Genomic DNA, 17,212 nt, shown 5'->3' with positions numbered 1-17,212 from the left:
TTTGTCAAATGCTCAACCTAATCGATTGCTAAAAACACAAAAAAACTTAAATAACATTAAAAAATCGTTAAGCCAAAAAACAGTATCGAAACGACTTGATAATATTTCCATTTAGCAAATATATAAAGTATACCGTATTAGTAGTATTAATTTTCGACTTTTTTTTAATTTTTACATTCAGCGCACTTATTGCGTGCCCTGAACACGTTATTCAGCATCGCTAATTTACGTAGCCCTAAACTAAACATTTCCCGGAGAAGAACCTAACAAAGAGCGCATCATTATATTATACGACCTTTCACAAAAAAATGGCCATAACCTCAACATACTTAGATTCATCGTTGCAAATAAAGCGCATTTTATCTAAGTTTGAGCGCCTAATCCTGTATGTAGAATGCGGTGGGTGGTATCAAATGAAACAGATGAAACAAAAGAGCTCGATTTTATTGCTATGTGCTATCTATTTCTTTTCCTTTACAAATTTGGTATCGGCAAAGCAACGATATCATTTAGATAATTTTATTGTTAAGGAGAATCTGATCAAAAATAACAAATTAGCCATTATCGCCTGCGATTCGCTGGATGAACCAACAGATAAGCTTAACGGTACGTTCCTATTTGTTATTAATGGATTTAAACAGCAGCTTAATTTTTCCGGAGGGGTCGCCATTTCTCCACAAGAGATTGATAAATCTTCTTTTGTCTTTCTTAAGCATCAAAATGAGCATGGTACGCATAGTAAGTTGTATTATGTCATGAAGAATGATGACGGGCTAAAGCCAATTAAAATCAGTTGGGTCTTCTTATTGTTGATTCCGCTTGTCATAATATTTATAGCAACTATTTATAAAAGGCTTATTTTGTTGGCCATCGTCGCGCTGCTGGCTTTTGCTTATTTCAATTATAACAAAGGACTGAGTTTCGAAGGTCTTTTTGAGACGGTATCTGCGGGGATAAGGAGTTTTTTCTAATATAACTGTTACTTTGTAACGTTGCTGTCAAGGCACAGTATCTATGTCTCTTTATTGTTATGTGCTGGACTTCAAAAGCAACGTTCCGTCGCCGATAGCTAACGCCTAACAACTTACTACTAATACCTAAAAAGGCATACCAATACCAAAATTATATTGAATGAAATTATAAGGATCCGGCCAGTTGGTTAGTTTATAGTTTCGTTTAAATTCGCGACTATTGAATAAATCCGTGATAACCCATTGATCAGCGCCTTCGAATTGTGGGTCTTTGACTTTAATACCTGCGTCAAAACGGAAAACAAAGTACTGCAGGTCAAACCGTAAGCCGGCTCCCGCCCCAATGGCCATTTGCCCCAAGAACTTATTAAACTTAAATTCACCGCCGGGGTTTTCAGCGCTCTCCTTTAATCGCCAAATATTACCGATATCTGTAAAGGTTGCTCCTTTCAATTTAGCGCCGAAGAAATCATTCAACAACTTAAACCGATATTCAAAATTGCTGAAAATCTTAATCTCTCCCAGTTGATCAAGATTTCGGAGTCGATTTCTCAAATCTTCTGTTAAAATCGATCGATTATAGTTGCCGGGACCTAAAGTTCTCGCCTGCCAGGCACGCTGATCATTCATCCCGCCCCCGAAAAACTGCTTTTCGAAAATCAGGAACTCTGAATTATTGCCAAAAGGAACGCCTATACCGGCGTTTATGCGGGCCACAAACTGGCGTTCTCCCCCTAGATGCCTATATATTCTGAAATCAACCTCCGTTTTAACATATTGCAAATACGGAACATTCAATATGGTATTTTGGCCGATATCATTCTTCTTAAAATTAATGATCTTACTGAGTAAGTTAAGCGTATTACCACTTAAATCCAATGCACCCCGGAAATATAAAAAGTTATCGTAAGTATTCAACCGCAAAGTATTGAACGTATAAGTATATTGGCTGCCAATACCAAAATAGGCACGGTCATTACTCTTTACATAAAGTTCGTAGCCATTATTCTGCAGGGAATCCTTGAACGCGTTGTCTAATCGTCCCAGTCGATATTCGAGGGATATTGGCGTAACACTGTGCAATTTATATTTCGTATCATACCAGTTATAGGAGATCGAATTAATAATATAGCGATTGCTATAGGTATTCAACTGATCAAATATCTGCCAGTTGGTTGAAAAAATCGTATGAGGCATACCATTTTTACCTACTAACGGGATACGAAAAGGAACGATCAATCGTGGAATGGATAAATTAGCGCCAAACTGTAAGTCGCGGTTCCAGATCCTGCTCCACAAAGGACCTCCGAGTTGCGAATCGAACAAAGCGCCAAAACGTGCCTTGATCTCAAGCTGCTCAGAACCGCCGAATAAATTTCGATTCGTATAAGTATTACCAATATTGAAACCACTCCGACCCGAGGTGAATACATATTCACCTTCCACACGGTTAGACATCCGCTTCAAGGGCGTCAACTCATAATGAACAGTGAGATGCGTGGAGTCTTTTTTCTTATAGCTGGTTCTTATTCCCCTAAAGCTATTTAATTCATATAATCGATCATAAGTCAGGTTCTCCTTTTCGATGTCGAAGATATCGCCAATTTTGGGATAAATGTACCGCGCAAGTGGCTTTGGCCGAAAACGTTGTGTATAATCCTTTACCTCTAAGCCATGAGCTAACTGAGTGCTATCCGGTTTGTTTATTCCGACTTCGCCATCACTGTTTTTTATGACGACATAACTACTATCGATTTTAAAAACAGTGTGCCCACTCTTGCCCTCGGGATTATCGATGAAAAGCCTAAGATCAGCCTGGCTACTGTTCATATTGGTATCCACTTCAAACCGAACATATTGACGTAGATAATCGTAATATCCATTATGTTTCATAAGGTTATAGATTGACTCACGCTCCTTTACCAGAGTATCTGCATCGAAGCGCATACCCGGTCGCAATACGGGAAAGCGTGCAATATGTTGTTTGTACAATTTATCAGCCTGTGGATCACCAATCTCATGCTCAATATAACGGATCTTAAAAACGCCTCCCTGCTTCACGTCGAAGTCAATTTCCGCCTTTTTACGTCTCACGTAAATATGGCTTTTGACTTCTGCATTAAAATAACCCTTGGATACCAGGAACCTTTCGATTTGGTTTCGGGAAATCTCAACTAAGGAACTGTCTAGTATACTGGGAGGTTCGCCGACATTCCTAATTTTATCCGTTCGATATTTTCCACCTTTACTGTTTGCAAAATTATAAATGAAGAGATTTATCTTGGAGTTCGGACGGATTTCCCGTTGAACATAAGCTTCAGCACCCTCTTTAAATTCTTTATTTATCCCATTTAACTTTACCTTTGTAACCAATGCCTGGTCATCATTCAACAATCTCGTGGATCTGCAAGACGAGAAAAATAGTGATGTGAGCACTATGAATACAAAAAAATACAAGTAAGATAATTGCGATGCTCTCAAAGTCTCAGCTTCAATTTGTTAAATCCTTACATCAAAAAAAGTTCAGAAAAGAACATGGTCTCTTTATTGTAGAGGGTTTTAAATCCATAACGGATTTTTTTCACTCAGATTATGTAATACATAGTATTTACTATACTCCAAAAGTAGGGCCAAAGATCGATATTTTCGGAGAGAAAATAAAACATTATCCCATATCGGAACGTGATTTGGAGGCAATTAGCACACTGAAAACGCCACAGGGAATCGTGGCACTAATAGAAACGCCAAGTGAAGTTGCCATTCAGGAGGATGAATTACGAGATCAATTTTCTCTAGTATTAGATACTATTCAAGACCCCGGCAATCTGGGCACGATTATCCGAACGGCAGATTGGTTCGGCATCAAACATATTATCTGTTCGGAAGAAACTGTAGAATGTTTCAATCCAAAGGTGGTACAGGCTACCATGGGTTCTTTAGCACATGTTTCTATACACTACACAGACCTGCATGCTTTTCTTAAGGATGTCACGCTGCCGAGTTTTGCGACGGTGTTGGACGGCCAATCCATTTACGAAACCGATTTCGGCAGTGAGGGATTCATTATTTTAGGCAATGAAGGGAATGGTATTGCGCCTGATCTGATCAGCAATAAAACACAACGTATCACGATTCCAAGTTTCGGAAACGCTGAATCGCTCAATGTAGCAGTTTCAGCCGCTATATGTTGTTCGGAAATAAGCAGAAAAGATAATTTGCATAAAAGTTGAAAAAAATTAGTAAAGAAAGATAATTTTACTATTTTTGCAAGCCTAAACGGAAAGGGTCGGATGGCCGAGTGGCTAGGCTGAGCTCTGCAAAAGCTCCTACAGCGGTTCGAATCCGCTTCCGACCTCATTAAAAGATTTATTAAAGAATAAAAGCCATGGGAGTTACACGCTTAAAAAGAAAAGATAGAAGAAATAAAACTGTATCACGTTTAGAGGTACAATTCTTAAAGCTTGGCCGCAATATTGAAGTTGGAAGTAGATCGAAAGAGCCAAAAAATAGCCAAGTCGCCAAAAATAATGCTGTTTTAGATAAACTTACTGCAGAAAGCAAATAAGAGGCTAATAACAAAATATTAAAAAAGACCTGAATAAAAATTCAGGTCTTTTTTCTTTATAAGACCAAAGGATGCGTAAATTATCAATGGACGAACTGGGGCGCCCCAGTGTTGACGAATTCAAACAATTAGATAAGTTGCCGGTAACGGTTGTACTTGATAGTGTGCGAAGCCTACATAATGTAGGATCTGTTTTTAGAACATCTGATGGCTTTGCGGTGGAACGCATTCTTCTCTGTGGAATTACCGGTACCCCTCCCCATCGGGATATAGAAAAGACAGCTTTAGGAGCTACACAATCTGTGGCCTGGCAATACAAAAAGAATATTGAGGAAGCGATAATTAATTTAAAACAGGAAGGAAAAAAAATAATCGCCATAGAGCAGGCGGAAGGCAGCACTATGCTGCATCGTTTCACCCCGGTGCTAGGCGAAAGCTATGCGTTAATCTTCGGCAATGAAGTAAATGGTGTTTCAGAAGAAGCAATGAAGCTGATCGATTATTGCGTTGAAATCCCCCAATTCGGGACCAAACACTCCTTTAATGTTGTCATTTCGGCGGGAATCGTTTTATGGGATTTCTATCGGAAACTAAAACTAAAAAGCGGCGACTCCTAGGAGTACCGCCGCTTTTACAATTAGAAAAATCTTATGCGTATGACGCAATCGAATCTTTACTTTCGAGTACCGATTTCCCCATAAGAAATTCATCTACTTTCCTAGCACATTCGCGTCCTTCAGAAATTGCCCATACGACCAATGATTGCCCTCTGCGCATATCACCCGCTACAAACACTTTATCAACAGTTGTCTTATAGCTGCCTTCAGCTGCATTGACATTGCCGCGTGCATCTAAAGAAACACCAAGCTGTTTTAACAAGCCTTCATGTTGTGGATGTAAGAATCCCATAGCCAATAAAGCCAGCTCGCAAGGTATTTCACGTTCCGATCCAGGCACTTCTGCAAATTTAACCGGTCTGCCCAGGGTATCAGTTTCCCATTCCAAATCAACCACCAGTGCACCTTTTAAGTTACCATGCTCATCACCTAAAAACGCCTTGGTATTGATGCTCCAAAACCGCTCACAGCCTTCCTCATGTGATGTGGTATTTTTAAGAAGCATTGGATAAGTAGGCCAAGGCATCGCGGACGTGCGCTGAGCAGGCGGCTTAGGCATTAGTTCAAACTGCGTAACCGTTTTTGCTCCATGACGATTTGAAGTACCTACACAGTCAGATCCGGTATCACCGCCACCGATCACCAATACATTCTTATTGTTTGCTAAGATATCCTCTTCCTGATAGGCAGACTCACCAACACGCTTATTCTGCTGTTTCAAAAATTCCATTGCAAAATAAACGCCTTTCAGTTCTCTTCCGGGAATATTCAAATTTCTTGGAATGGTAGAGCCCCCTGCCAACACGATGGCATCAAAGGCTTTCAATTCATCGGCCGGCACATTGACGCCCACCTCCGCATTACATCTGAAAACAACGCCTTCTTGTTTCATCAGCTCAATACGCCGGTCGATTACCCACTTGTCCAGTTTAAAGTCTGGTATGCCATATCGTAATAAACCGCCCGGTTTATCATCTCTTTCAAACACCGTTACCTCATGACCCGCCTTAATCAGTTGGGCTGCCGCGGCCAAACCGGCAGGGCCTGAACCAACAACCGCAACGCTTTTACCCGATTTAATAGCCACCGGTTTTGCTTTGGCAAAACCTTTTTGATAAGCTATTTCCGCTATGTGTTTTTCAATTTCTTCAATTGCCACCGGTGAGCGATTGATACCCAATACACAAGCCGATTCGCACGGTGCCGGACAAATACGCCCGGTAAACTCAGGAAAATTATTGGTTGAGGATAGTATTTCAAAAGCCTCTTCCCATTTACCGTCGTACACAGCGTCATTAAATTCAGGTATAACGTTTCCGAGCGGACAACCTGAATGGCAAAAAGGGATGCCACAGTTCATACAACGGGCAGCCTGTGTATTTAATTCTTCCTCACTGTACGTATGAACAAATTCTTTATAATTTTTAAGTCTCTCTTCAGGAGTATCTTTTGTGGGGAGCTGTCTTTCAAACTCTTTAAACCCGGTTACTTTTCCCATTTCTCTTACCTAATAATATTATGCTTCAACCAATTTCGTCTGTAAAACACGCTTGTATTCTTTCGGGAATACTTTTACAAATAGACTACGCTCGTTCTTCCAGTTACTTAGAATACTTGAGGCCAGTTTACTATTTGTCAAATTAATGTGCCGTTTCAACAAATTAATAATTTGTGTTTCATCTTCTTCATCCAGCGGATCTAGATCAACCATCTCAAGATTGCAACGATCTTTAAAGGTACCGTTGATATCATATACCCAAGCAATACCACCGCTCATACCGGCAGCAAAATTACGACCTGTTTCGCCTAATATCAGTGCCCGTCCACCGGTCATATATTCACAGCCATGATCACCGACTCCCTCTACAACGGTTGTTGCTCCTGAGTTACGTACTGCAAAACGTTCACCTGCCTGGCCGCATACAAACAAGTGCCCGGAGGTAGCGCCGTAAAGTGCTACGTTACCAATAATAATGTTCTCATGTGGAACCAGCTGACTGCTGCTTGCAGGATAAATTGCCAATTGTGCACCGGACAAGCCCTTACCTACATAGTCATTTGCTTCGCCCTCTAACTCAAAAGATAAACCTTTTGCGGCAAAAGCACCGAAGCTCTGCCCTGCCGATCCAACAAATTTGAAGTTAATGGTATTATCGGGCAGTCCTTCTGAACCATATATTTTTGAAACCTCGTTAGATAATAACGTTCCGATGGTACGATCTGTATTTTTTACATTGAATGTACCGAATACAGGTGTCTTACTTTCTAAGGCTTTAGCAGCCTGTTTCAACATACCCCAATCCAAAATCATATCCATGCCGTGATCTTGTGATTCGGTTTGGTATAGACTCTTACCGGATGGGTTTTGGGGTGCATATAGAATGCCGGACAAATCGAGCTTATTGACCTTCCAGTGATTAATATCTTCACGGACTTTAAGGAACTGTGCCTTTCCAACCATTTCATTAATGGTTTTGAAACCTAAGCTTGCCATGATTTCGCGCAATTCCTCTGCTAAAAATTTGAACAGGTTAACAATATCTTCCGCCTTGCCTGTAAACAACTTACGCAATTCCGGATCCTGCGTTGCAACGCCAACCGGGCAGGTATTCAAATGACATTTACGCATCATGATACAGCCTCCCGCAACCAAAGCAGCGGTAGCTACGCCCCATTCCTCAGCGCCCAATAAAGCGGCAATTGCTAAGTCTCTTCCCGTTTTAAGTTGTCCATCGGTTTGCAATACCACACGGCTACGGAGCTGGTTTTTGACCAAGGTTTGTTGCGCCTCGGCTAAACCAAGTTCCCAAGGTAATCCTGCATGCTTAATTGAGCTAATCGGAGAAGCACCCGTACCCCCATCGTAACCGGCAATGAGAATAACATCGGCATGCGCCTTCGCTACGCCCGCAGCGATAGTTCCTACACCCGCTTTTGACACCAGTTTCACATTGATACGGGCTGCGCGGTTTGCATTTTTCAAATCGAAAATCAGTTGTTTTAAATCCTCAATAGAATAAATGTCGTGATGCGGAGGAGGCGAAATCAGACCTACACCCGGCGTTGCGTGACGAACTCGGGCAATCCACTCGTCCACTTTATGTCCCGGAAGCTGACCACCTTCACCCGGCTTCGCCCCTTGTGCCATTTTAATTTGTAATTCATCGGCTTGCGTTAAGTAATTTGACGTTACACCAAAACGAGCAGAAGCAATTTGTTTGATTGCCGAACGCATTGAATCACCATTAGGCAATGGCTTATAACGGATCTCATCTTCACCACCTTCGCCTGTATTACTTTTCCCTCCTATTCGGTTCATGGCAATAGCCAGCGTGCTATGCGCCTCATGAGAGATAGAGCCGAAAGACATGGCGCCGGTAGCAAAGCGTTTCATAATATTTTCTGCCGGCTCTACTTCGTCTAACGAAATGGGAGCACGGTGTTTAGCAAAATCAAAGAGACCGCGTAAGGTGTACATACGCTCCTTCTGGTTATTGATATGCGCTGCATACTGCTTGTAAATTTCATAGTTACCGGTTCTACAAGCCTGCTGAAGTAAGTGTACCGTCGTGGGGTTAAACAAATGTGCCTCCCCTCTTCTACGCCAAGCATAAATTCCCCCTTCGGGTAACAGATTGGTTTTCTTTTCACTACGGAATCCACGATCATGCTTACTTAAAACTTCTCGCGCAATATCGTCCAATCCTAAGCCACCGATTCGGGATACCGCACCGCAGAAGTATCGATCCACAACATCTTTATGTATTCCCAATACTTCGAAAATTTGCGCACCATTATATGATTGCAAAGTAGAGATTCCCATTTTTGAGAATATCTTAAGTAATCCGCTACAAACAGCTTTAACGTAATTCTTAGACAGCTCAGGCCAAGTGAGGGATGTTTCGATCACACCTTCCTCTTTCAATGTCCTTATAGATGCAAGAGCCATGTACGGGTTAATAGCCGTAGCACCAAAAGCAAGTAAACAAGCAAAATGATGAACTTCCCATACATCACCTGCTTCAACCACTAAACCTACTGCGCCCCGATAGCCCGTTTTTATTAAATGGTGATGAACCGCCGATACCGCCAATAACGAAGGGATCGCTGCGTGTTGCGAATCAATTGCTCTGTCAGACAATATCAACACTTCAAATCCGTCGCGGACGGCGTCCTCGGCGTAACGACATAGACGTGCCAGGCCCTCTTCCAGTGAACCTTCTTTTCCGTCCGCCTTAAAATAGGTTTGCAATGTTTTTGCCTGAAAGATTCCGGTATCGATACTACGCAATTTTTCCAGATCCCTGCTAGTAACAATAGGATGCTCCAAAGCAACGCAATGGCAATGCATTTTATCTTCATCCAAAATATTTCCGGAGTTTCCGATAAAGGTAGATAAGCTCATCACCAAACGTTCCCGAATCGGATCGATCGGTGGGTTGGTTACTTGCGCAAAATATTGTTTAAAATAACTGCTAAGATGTTGTGGATGTTCAGACAGTACAGCCAGGGGCACGTCTGTTCCCATAGAACCTACCGGCTCTTTTCCATCTAGTGCCATCGGAATCAAGATACCCTCGATATCCTCTCTTGAGTAGCCGAATATTTGTTGATATTTAAATACAGATTCTTTCGAAAGATAGGTGAAGGTAACACGCGGTTCTGCCAAATCTTTAATATGGATTTTATACTTGTCAAGCCATTCGCCATAAGGTTGTTTAGTGGCTAATTCATGCTTGATATCCGCATCACTCAAAATTTCCCCTTTTTCCATATCAACCAAGAATATCTTTCCCGGTTGTTGGCGGCCCTTTTTTATAATAATGCTCTCATCTATTGGCAAGGCGCCCGCCTCCGATGCTACCACTACCCGATCATCATTCGTTACCGCATAACGAAGGGGTCGTAATCCATTTCGATCGAGCGTAGCACCAATGGTTTTTCCGTCTGTGAAACATAATGCCGCCGGGCCGTCCCAAGGCTCCATAATAGTGGCATGGTATTCGTAAAAGGCTTTGCGCAACGGATCCATTGAAGTGTTTCCATCCCATGCTTCAGGTACCAACATAAGCATCACGTGCGGCAGAGAACGCCCACTATGTAAAAGCAATTCTACCACATTATCCAAGGAAGCAGAATCCGATAATCCCGGATCTACTACAGGAAGTAAAATATCAAGCTCTTCATCCGAAAAATAAGGTGAAGAAATAGACCTTAAACCAGCGTAGAAGCGATTCAAGTTTCCTGTAAGCGTATTTATTTCTCCATTATGAGCAACAATACGGAATGGTTGCGCCAATTTCCAGGAAGGAAAAGTATTAGTTGAAAAACGCGAGTGCACCAGGCCAAAGGCAGAAACCACCCGCTCATCCGACAAATCATTGTAATAAGAACGCACCTGATAAGTGGTTAGCTGTCCTTTATAAATAAGTGTTTTACTGGATAGGGACGGCATATAGAATTGCTCCTTTGCTTCTGCCAGCTCTTCTTTTATTCTTTTTACAAGTAATCGCCGAAGCACAAACAGTTTTCGGTCGAAATCTTCCGTATTACGAACCTCTTTAGGACGCTCAACGAAAAATTGAATAATGTTAGGCTCAGCACTTAAGGCGGTCACTCCCACTCCTTCCGGCGTTACAGGCACTTCGCGTACGCCGAGAAAATTAAGCCTCAATTGGGCACAGGAGTCCTTAATAAGTTCTCTGCAACCTTCGTTCAGTGATTCCTCCTTGGGTAAAAACGTCATCCCCACGCCGTAGTAACCCGGTTCTCCCAGTCTTATATCCAGCTTACTACATTCTTCCCAAAGAAACTCATGCGGTATCTGAATCATAATACCGGCTCCATCGCCGCTTTCCTCATCACAACCACAGGCCCCTCGGTGCTCCATGTTCTCCAACATCGTCAACGCGTCCTGAACCTGACGGTGACTTTTTAATCCTTTTAAATGAGCCACAAAACCAACCCCGCACGCATCATGCTCAAAATCAGAACGATACAATCCCTGTTCTTCCATATCTTCAACTGTCATTGTTATTGCTTAGTTTAAATAGATTGCTAAAATAACATTAATATTCGACAATATTAAATTTTTATTATTTTTTGTGATAAAAACTTGATGAAATATCTAGAATAACACAATAAACTTAAAAAAATCGTAAACCATGTTTTCGCAAGCGCTTCAAATATGAAAATGCATACAGCATAAAAAAAAACAGTCTGATCTCCAATGATCTAGCACTATTTCAATAAAAAAACTTAGTAAATTAAGTTTTTTTCCTATTTTTGCGATGGGTAAGTCTTTTACGACCAGCTCCCTTTGAACTCCCCCAGGGTGGGAACACAGCAAGGGTAAAAGGTTGAGCGGTGCGATAAAAGGGGCTTGCCCTTTTTTTATTTCCTCTTTTTACACTTATCTTTTACTAAAATAGCAAATATTGGTTACTTTTGTTGCAATCAAAACCAAGTTTTAACAATAATATCTTATGAAATTTTTTATAGATACCGCCAATCTTCAGCAAATCAAAGAAGCGCAAGATTTAGGGGTTTTAGACGGAGTTACAACAAATCCAAGCCTAATGGCTAAAGAAGGCATTAGCGGTGAAGAAAATGTGATCAATCATTACAAAGCTATATGCGATATTGTAGATGGCGACGTAAGTGCGGAGGTGATTAGCACTGATTATGAAAATATTATTAAAGAAGGGCTTGCACTAGCAAAACTGGACGACAAAATAGTCGTTAAAGTACCTATGATAAAAGAAGGGGTAAAGGCGATCAAATACTTCAGCAGTGAAGGTATCAAAACGAATTGCACCCTTGTTTTCTCTGCCGGACAAGCACTCTTGGCTGCAAAAGCCGGAGCCACTTATGTTTCTCCGTTCATTGGCCGTTTAGACGATATCTCTACCGATGGCTTAAGCTTGATTGAAGATATTCGCCTGATATATGACAACTACGGCTATGAAACGCAAATCCTAGCAGCTTCCGTACGTCATGCCATGCATATTATTGAGTGCGCCAAAATAGGAGCAGACGTAATGACAGGACCGCTTTCAGCTATTTTAACATTGTTGAAGCACCCGCTTACTGATAGTGGTCTGGCTCAGTTTTTGGCTGATCATGCAAAAGCCGCCGGTAAATAGGCTATCAAGTATTTCCTCCGGATAGTCTTCCGCATAGGCTGTTCGTCCTAATTTTGCTCTGTACAAGCAAATTGTTTATAGTTACTTAAAGGACCTTCATTGATCGTTCCCTTAAGTAACTTCTTAGTTTAGATACTATGGATATTTTCGACATCGTCATTGTAGGCGGCGGCCCCATTGGTTTGGCTTGCGGAATTGAAGCCGAAAAAGCCGGGCTACGTTATGTGATTTTAGAGAAGGGTTGTTTAGTGAATTCACTCTTCAATTATCCACAGCACATGACCTTTTTTTCGACCTCTGAAAAGCTGGAAATCGGGGGCGTGCCCTTTGTATCCACTAATCCAAAACCAAAGAGACTGGAGGCATTGGAATACTACCGGAGAGTACAGCAAAAATTTTCGCTAAACGTTCGCTTGTTCGAAGAGGTAATAAACGTCACGAAAAAGGATGATCTGTTTACCGTCCAAACCATAAAGAATGTCTTTGGGGCAAAGAATGTGATTCTTGCTACAGGCTTTTACGACAAACCTAACTTGATGCAAATACCGGGAGAGAATTTACCGAAAGTAAAACACTATTATAATGATCCCCATTACTATGCAAATCAGCAGGTAGTGGTAGTAGGTAGTAGCAATTCATCTGTAGATGCCGCGTTGGAAACGTATCGCAAAGGTGCCAAGGTGACTATGGTGATAAGAAGAAATGAAATCAGTCATCGTGTAAAATATTGGGTGCGTCCGGATATCGACAACCGTATAGCAGAGGGTTCAATCAAGGCCTACTTTAATAGTTGTTTAACAGCCATTGAAGAACATGTGGTTCATATCGCTACGCCTGAAGGTCCGATTACTATTAAAAATGACTTTGTGTTAGCTTTAACCGGCTATCAGCCTAATTTTGACTTTCTGAAAAAACTGGGCATTAGGTTATCTCCTGATGATTTATTGATTCCGGAGCATGACGAATTAACAATGGAAACTAATATTCCACATTTGTACCTCGCAGGCGTAGTTTGCGGAGGCATGAATACACACCTCTGGTTTATCGAGAACTCACGCGTTCACGCAGAACAAATCATAAGACATATTAGCGGATAAAGCTTGAACTGTAAACAGGGAAAAGAAATTCGACATCTTTTTGAGCAATTTTTTTATTATTTTTGAACCTATGGAAGATGGTTCTCAAATAACGGAATTTGGCAAGGTCTTTATTTATCTGATCGTTGGAACGTTCTTGGTTCTCTTCACTTTATTGTTAGGAAAACTATTGTCTCCCCGTAAACCTAGTTCGGCAAAAAGCAGCACCTATGAATGTGGCGAAGTGGCGCGGGGAAGTTCGTGGGTTCAGTTTAACTCACGGTTCTATGTTATAGCCCTCGTATTCCTTTTATTCGATGTGGAAATGGTGTTTATTTTTCCATGGACAACCATTTTTGGTGCTGCTGATTTAATCCATGCAGATGGTAGATGGGGCTGGTATACCTTGGCGGAAATGTTCATATTCATTGGAATTCTATTGGTTGGTTTACTTTATGTTTGGAAAAAAGGCGATTTGGAATGGATAAAACCTAACCCGAGCCTCCCTTCCTTACCGGGTACAATCCCACTCGAAGTTTATGAGAACATTAACAGAGCGACTTATAACCTAAGGCCATTTCAAGCAACGAATAAGACGGAGGATATACAGTCGGATAAACCGTCTGCTCTCGCTAAACCTGCTTTTAAACCTAAATTTGTAAAGAAGGATTCGTAATGAGTACAAGCACGCAAACAGATAGTGGTATTGTTGTAGCAAAGTTGGACGACCTCCTTAATTGGGCACGGTTATCGTCCATGTGGCCCGTGAGTTTCGGTATCGCTTGCTGTGCCATCGAAATGATGGGCGCAATGGCCGCTACTTACGACTTGGATCGATACGGTGTTTTTCCGCGGGCTTCTCCAAGGCAGGCAGATGTTATTATTATAGCGGGTACCGTTACATTTAAGATGGCTGATAGAATACGGCTTTTATATGAACAAATGCCCGAACCAAAGTACGTTATATCCATGGGGTCCTGCTCCAATTGCGGGGGCCCGTACTGGCAACACGGTTATCATGTAGTAAAAGGAGTAGACAAGATAATTCCGGTTGATATATACGTGCAAGGGTGCCCTCCCCGACCTGAGGCGCTGATTGGTGCATTTTTAGAACTTCAAAAGAAAATAGGATCGGAACACATTATTAACGAAAAAATAAACTCTTAAAAAATACAATTATTAGTTAAGCTACTCCTTAACTAAACACATCTATGGAAAAAGATTTTTATGGCGATTTACGCTTGGGCATCCTTGGTGGCGGACAGCTCGGACGCATGCTTATCCAAGAAGCGATCAATCTGAACATAAGTGTTTCAGTATTGGATCCAGACCGGGATGCCCCATGTAAAAAATTATGCGATCGGTTTGAAGCAGGATCACTAATCGATTTTGACACAGTTTATAAGTTTGGTAAGCAAGTAGATATGCTTACGATTGAAATCGAAAAAGTAAATGTAGATGCGCTGGAAAAACTAGAGGAAGAGGGTGTTGTCGTTTTTCCTCAGGCGCGTGTCATCCGCTTAATTCAGGACAAAGGACTTCAAAAACAGTTTTTTAAACAAAACGATATTCCAACAGCACCATTTCAGTTGATTTCTTCAAAAGATGCATTAAAAGATTTAACCATCCCTTTTCCTTATATACAAAAATTGAGAAAAGATGGCTATGATGGAAAAGGAGTGCATAAAATTGCAGATGAAGCTGATTTAGCAAATGCCTTTGAGGCACCGAGCTTGATTGAACAATGGGTGGCTTTCGAAAAGGAAATCGCCGTCATCGTAGCGCGAAATGATAAAGGTGATGTATCGACCTTTCCAATGGTTGAAATGGAATTTAACGCAGAGGTTAATTTGGTTGAGTTTTTAATTTCCCCATCCATTTTACCTTTCGAAATACAGGAAAGAGCCGAACAGTTAGCCATAAAGATTGCAGAGGATCTTCAAATCGTAGGACTTCTTGCAGTGGAAATGTTCTTAACGCCGGATGGAAATATTCTGGTAAATGAACTCGCCCCCCGACCGCACAATAGCGGACATCATACAATTGAAGGAAACTATACATCGCAATTTGCACAGCATTTGCGCGCAATCTTCAATTTGCCGCTAGGCAACACCGCTGCACGTAGCAATGCGGTGATGATTAATTTGCTCGGTGAAGCCAATTATGAAGGACTGGCGATTTATGAGGGGCTTGAAGAGGTATTGGCGGAAGAAGGGGTTTATATACACCTCTACGGTAAGAAATTCACGAAACCTTTTCGTAAAATGGGACATGTAACTATTGTGAACGAAGATCGTGAAAAGGCGGTTACCTTAGCTAGAAAAGTACAGGCTACCATTAAAGTAAAGGCCTAAATAAAAATCAAATCCATTATTATGCAAACAAGTCAACTTCCTTCAGTAGGAATCATTATGGGCAGCAAATCCGACCTCCCCGTAATGGAAGACGCGATTAAAATATTAAAAGAACTGGGTGTTCAAATAGAGGTTTCTATCGTATCGGCGCATAGGACTCCGGAACGTATGTTCGACTATGCGCAAACGGCTGCGTCGCGCGGACTGAAAGTAATCATTGCAGGAGCCGGAGGGGCCGCTCATTTGCCGGGTATGGTAGCATCGATTACGCACCTGCCGGTGATCGGGGTACCCGTCAAATCTTCCAATTCTATTGACGGATGGGATTCCATTTTGTCTATATTACAAATGCCTAATGGCATTCCCGTTGCTACGGTAGCATTGAATGCAGCAAAGAATGCAGGCCTTTTGGCTGCGCAGATTTTAGCTACTGCTGATCAGCAATTGGCACAGAATCTTATCCATTTCAAACAAGAGTTGAAGAAAAAAATAGAAGAGACCGCACAAGAAGTGGAAAACATGAACTTCTAGACCGGAAAACAGCCATAACGATAATCGTAATGGCTGTTTTTCATTATTCAAAAAATTAAACCATCCAGCCTATCTTTTTGTGCTAGCTCCGGCACCAACAATTTGCGCTTTCTATTGTTCCATCATAGTATAAAAAAGAACAATCAATTCATTTAAGATTTATGAGTAAATTGAAAGACAAAGTGGCTCTAATAACCGGATCTGATTCCGGCATTGGTCGTGCAATCGCCGAAGCGTATGCTTCCGAAGGCGCTCAGGTTATTATCACCTACCATTCTGACCGGGAAAGTGCTAAAGAGGCTGAACAAAAGATAAAGAAATTAAAAACAAAAGTTTCAACCTATCAATTGGATGTGAGTGATGAGACCAGTGTTCAATCGGTTTTCGGAAAGGCTGTAAAGGAATTTGGTCAAATCGATATACTGGTCAGCAATGCAGGCGTTAACGGCAGTAATATCCCCGTAGTGGAAATGGACACAGAAACTTTCGATACGTGTATCAAAACGAATCTGTATGGTGCATTCTATTGCTGTAGAGAATTTTTGAGGCTGCGAAAAAACAAACTTAAGGGAACTAAAATAATCATTGTCAGTTCTATCCACGAAGAAGTGTGTACAGCAGGCAATGCCGATTATAACGCATCTAAGGGTGGGGTTAGAAACTTCAGCAAAAGCCTCGCTTTGGAGCTGGCACCTAAAGGTGTGTGTGTTAATAACATCGCCCCGGGGATGATACTAACTCCTATGAACCAGCAAGCCATGGATAACAAAAAGGTACGGGAGGAGAAGGAGCAGCACATTCCCATCAAGCGTGCCGGCAAACCCGAAGAGATTGGCCCTTTAGCGGTATACCTTGCGTCGTCAGATAGTGATTATGTTACGGGAACGACTTTTACTATTGATGGCGCCTTAAGTATAAATTTGGGACAGGGAGCATAAAAGGCCTATATTACA

Annotated in this window: 14 protein-coding genes, 1 tRNA gene and 1 other RNA gene; 13 read left to right on the top strand and 3 right to left on the bottom strand. The window is 41.6% G+C overall.

Going from position 1 to position 17,212, the window contains the following annotated elements; translation table 11 throughout:
• Positions 1-422 precede the first annotated feature (422 nt).
• Complete coding sequence (locus ACH11B_RS17710; RefSeq protein WP_041388341.1) at positions 423-971, top strand: hypothetical protein; 549 nt, start codon at positions 423-425, stop codon at positions 969-971.
• A 126-nt stretch (positions 972-1,097) separates the two neighbouring features.
• On the opposite strand, the gene ACH11B_RS17705 is transcribed toward ACH11B_RS17710, so the two are convergent.
• Entirely contained in the window at positions 1,098-3,344 is a 2,247-nt protein-coding gene (locus tag ACH11B_RS17705) for a BamA/TamA family outer membrane protein (RefSeq protein WP_377609253.1), read from the bottom strand.
• A 98-nt stretch (positions 3,345-3,442) separates the two neighbouring features.
• Here ACH11B_RS17705 and ACH11B_RS17700 point away from each other — a divergent pair, with 98 nt between their 5' ends.
• The 4 genes from ACH11B_RS17700 to ACH11B_RS17685 all read left to right on the top strand — a co-directional run bounded on the left by ACH11B_RS17700 (position 3,443) and on the right by ACH11B_RS17685 (position 5,153).
• On the top strand, positions 3,443-4,201 hold the full coding sequence (locus tag ACH11B_RS17700; protein WP_377609255.1) for a TrmH family RNA methyltransferase: 759 nt from the start codon (positions 3,443-3,445) through the stop codon (positions 4,199-4,201).
• A 54-nt stretch (positions 4,202-4,255) separates the two neighbouring features.
• Positions 4,256-4,326 (top strand) — tRNA-Cys (locus ACH11B_RS17695).
• A 30-nt stretch (positions 4,327-4,356) separates the two neighbouring features.
• The gene (locus tag ACH11B_RS17690; RefSeq protein WP_377609257.1) at positions 4,357-4,536 is read left to right on the top strand and encodes a spore protein; all 180 of its coding nucleotides are present in this window, start codon (positions 4,357-4,359) and stop codon (positions 4,534-4,536) included.
• Between the two features lie 71 nt (positions 4,537-4,607).
• Positions 4,608-5,153: an RNA methyltransferase gene (locus ACH11B_RS17685; protein WP_377609259.1), complete on the top strand. Its 546-nt coding sequence runs from the start codon at positions 4,608-4,610 to the stop codon at positions 5,151-5,153.
• Between the two features lie 31 nt (positions 5,154-5,184).
• On the opposite strand, the gene ACH11B_RS17680 is transcribed toward ACH11B_RS17685, so the two are convergent.
• Positions 5,185-6,651, bottom strand: a complete 1,467-nt coding sequence (locus tag ACH11B_RS17680) for a glutamate synthase subunit beta (RefSeq protein WP_377609261.1) — start codon at positions 6,649-6,651, stop codon at positions 5,185-5,187.
• Positions 6,652-6,669: 18 nt separating this feature from the next.
• A complete protein-coding gene (gene gltB / locus ACH11B_RS17675) occupies positions 6,670-11,184 on the bottom strand; it encodes a glutamate synthase large subunit (RefSeq protein ID WP_377609263.1) in 4,515 nt (1,504 codons plus the stop codon).
• Between the two features lie 261 nt (positions 11,185-11,445).
• On the opposite strand from gltB, the gene ffs reads away from it, so the two are divergent.
• The 8 genes from ffs to ACH11B_RS17635 all read left to right on the top strand — a co-directional run bounded on the left by ffs (position 11,446) and on the right by ACH11B_RS17635 (position 17,197).
• Positions 11,446-11,544: signal recognition particle sRNA small type (gene ffs, locus ACH11B_RS17670), an RNA gene on the top strand.
• A gap of 94 nt (positions 11,545-11,638) precedes the next feature.
• Positions 11,639-12,298, top strand: a complete 660-nt coding sequence (fsa, locus tag ACH11B_RS17665) for a fructose-6-phosphate aldolase (protein ID WP_013666445.1) — start codon at positions 11,639-11,641, stop codon at positions 12,296-12,298.
• 137 nt (positions 12,299-12,435) lie between these two features.
• Complete coding sequence (locus ACH11B_RS17660; RefSeq protein ID WP_013666444.1) at positions 12,436-13,395, top strand: YpdA family putative bacillithiol disulfide reductase; 960 nt, start codon at positions 12,436-12,438, stop codon at positions 13,393-13,395.
• Positions 13,396-13,465: 70 nt separating this feature from the next.
• On the top strand, positions 13,466-14,050 hold the full coding sequence (locus ACH11B_RS17655) for an NADH-quinone oxidoreductase subunit A (protein WP_377609265.1): 585 nt from the start codon (positions 13,466-13,468) through the stop codon (positions 14,048-14,050).
• Complete coding sequence (locus ACH11B_RS17650; protein ID WP_013666442.1) at positions 14,050-14,541, top strand: NADH-quinone oxidoreductase subunit B; 492 nt, start codon at positions 14,050-14,052, stop codon at positions 14,539-14,541. The genes ACH11B_RS17655 and ACH11B_RS17650 overlap by 1 nt, the downstream gene beginning before the upstream one ends.
• A gap of 44 nt (positions 14,542-14,585) precedes the next feature.
• The gene (locus ACH11B_RS17645; RefSeq protein ID WP_377609266.1) at positions 14,586-15,728 is read left to right on the top strand and encodes a 5-(carboxyamino)imidazole ribonucleotide synthase; all 1,143 of its coding nucleotides are present in this window, start codon (positions 14,586-14,588) and stop codon (positions 15,726-15,728) included.
• Between the two features lie 21 nt (positions 15,729-15,749).
• Positions 15,750-16,259, top strand: a complete 510-nt coding sequence (purE, locus tag ACH11B_RS17640) for a 5-(carboxyamino)imidazole ribonucleotide mutase (protein WP_013666440.1) — start codon at positions 15,750-15,752, stop codon at positions 16,257-16,259.
• Between the two features lie 161 nt (positions 16,260-16,420).
• On the top strand, positions 16,421-17,197 hold the full coding sequence (locus ACH11B_RS17635) for an SDR family NAD(P)-dependent oxidoreductase (RefSeq protein WP_289552975.1): 777 nt from the start codon (positions 16,421-16,423) through the stop codon (positions 17,195-17,197).
• Positions 17,198-17,212: the final 15 nt, after the last annotated feature.

Source organism: Olivibacter sp. EAT-5 (assembly GCF_044784325.1).
Classification (GTDB): Bacteria; Bacteroidota; Bacteroidia; order Sphingobacteriales; family Sphingobacteriaceae; genus Olivibacter; species Olivibacter oleidegradans.
The sequence above is the reverse complement of the archived record's forward strand: the minus strand, read 5'-3'. Positions and strand labels throughout refer to the sequence as shown.

Coding starts and splice junctions, on each gene's coding strand:
- ACH11B_RS17690 (WP_377609257.1), top strand. CDS start 4,357: ATGGGAGTTACACGCTTAAAAAGAAAAGATAGAAGAAATAAAACTGTA.
- fsa (WP_013666445.1), top strand. CDS start 11,639: ATGAAATTTTTTATAGATACCGCCAATCTTCAGCAAATCAAAGAAGCG.
- ACH11B_RS17700 (WP_377609255.1), top strand. CDS start 3,443: ATGCTCTCAAAGTCTCAGCTTCAATTTGTTAAATCCTTACATCAAAAA.
- ACH11B_RS17650 (WP_013666442.1), top strand. CDS start 14,050: ATGAGTACAAGCACGCAAACAGATAGTGGTATTGTTGTAGCAAAGTTG.
- ACH11B_RS17685 (WP_377609259.1), top strand. CDS start 4,608: ATGCGTAAATTATCAATGGACGAACTGGGGCGCCCCAGTGTTGACGAA.
- ACH11B_RS17660 (WP_013666444.1), top strand. CDS start 12,436: ATGGATATTTTCGACATCGTCATTGTAGGCGGCGGCCCCATTGGTTTG.
- ACH11B_RS17680 (WP_377609261.1), bottom strand. CDS start 6,651: ATGGGAAAAGTAACCGGGTTTAAAGAGTTTGAAAGACAGCTCCCCACA.
- ACH11B_RS17710 (WP_041388341.1), top strand. CDS start 423: ATGAAACAAAAGAGCTCGATTTTATTGCTATGTGCTATCTATTTCTTT.
- ACH11B_RS17635 (WP_289552975.1), top strand. CDS start 16,421: ATGAGTAAATTGAAAGACAAAGTGGCTCTAATAACCGGATCTGATTCC.
- ACH11B_RS17655 (WP_377609265.1), top strand. CDS start 13,466: ATGGAAGATGGTTCTCAAATAACGGAATTTGGCAAGGTCTTTATTTAT.
- ACH11B_RS17645 (WP_377609266.1), top strand. CDS start 14,586: ATGGAAAAAGATTTTTATGGCGATTTACGCTTGGGCATCCTTGGTGGC.
- gltB (WP_377609263.1), bottom strand. CDS start 11,184: ATGACAGTTGAAGATATGGAAGAACAGGGATTGTATCGTTCTGATTTT.
- purE (WP_013666440.1), top strand. CDS start 15,750: ATGCAAACAAGTCAACTTCCTTCAGTAGGAATCATTATGGGCAGCAAA.